1 protein-coding gene is annotated in these 958 nt (G+C 64.7%); it reads left to right on the top strand.

Annotated elements, in window-relative coordinates:
- Window positions 1-945: IS66 family transposase (tnpC, locus tag ACWGTO_RS33560; protein WP_454578961.1), on the top strand; the 945-nt coding region annotated here is incomplete at its 5' end.
- Between the last annotated feature and the right edge of the window lie 13 nt (window positions 946-958).

The following is a 958-nucleotide window of genomic DNA, read 5'->3' as shown; positions in this document are numbered from 1 at the left end:
CTGGCAGTCCGTTGCCCGTCCTGCGGCACGCTGGTCGTCGCGGCTGTGCCAGATGCGGCGAAGGGGACGCCGTTCGGGCCACGCGTGCACGCCGTAGCGACCTATCTCAAGACTTTCCAGGCCCTGTCCTACGAGCGGCTGCAGGGCGCGTTCGCGAACCTTTTCGGTCTCACCATTAGCCAGGGCGGACTGATGAACATGTTGCGCCGTGCGCAGGGCGCGTTCGCGGCCGAGCGCGACAAGGCCGTCGCGGCGTTGCGCCGGGCCAAGGTCATCGCCTCCGATGAGACCGGCGTGCGGATCGAAGGAAGCAACGCCTATCACTGGGTGTTTCGCTGCGCCGAAGCGGTTGTTCATCAAGCGGCGCCAACGCGCGGCGCCGTCGTGGTCCGGAGCCTGATGGACGGCCATCGGCCCGACGTCTGGTGTTCCGATCGCTATGCCGCGCAACAAGGTCACGCAGATGCGCATCAGACCTGCCTGGCGCATCTCGCCCGCGACGTCGCCTATGCGGACGAGGCAAGTGAGGACATGCTGCCCTCACGGCTCAAGCGTTGGCTGCAAAGGGCCTTCGCCCTAGCCGACGGTATCGAAACCTTCGCCGCCTCGACCATCGCCGGCAAGCGTCGCGCCCTGGAGCGAAGTCTGGACGATATCTTCGCCACCACAACGTCGTGCGATCTGGCCCGCGACATCCAAAACAAGTTCAGGCGAGCTCGCGATCAACTTTTGCCCTTTGCCCAATGGCCAGGAATGGTCGACGCGACGAACAACGCCTGCGAACGGGCGCTGAGACCCGCCGTCGTTCAACGGAAGATCACCAACGGCTATCGCGCCATGTGGGCCGCCCAGGGCGAAGCCGACATTCGAACCGTCGTCGACACGGCTCGTCTCGCGCCAGGCACGAACCCCTTCAAAATCATCCTTCAAACCGTCAGCGCCTGAAATCCGCTATGAC

The sequence above is a fragment of the Mesorhizobium sp. PL10 genome (assembly GCF_053714315.1).
This window is presented reverse-complemented; position numbering and strand designations above follow the sequence as displayed.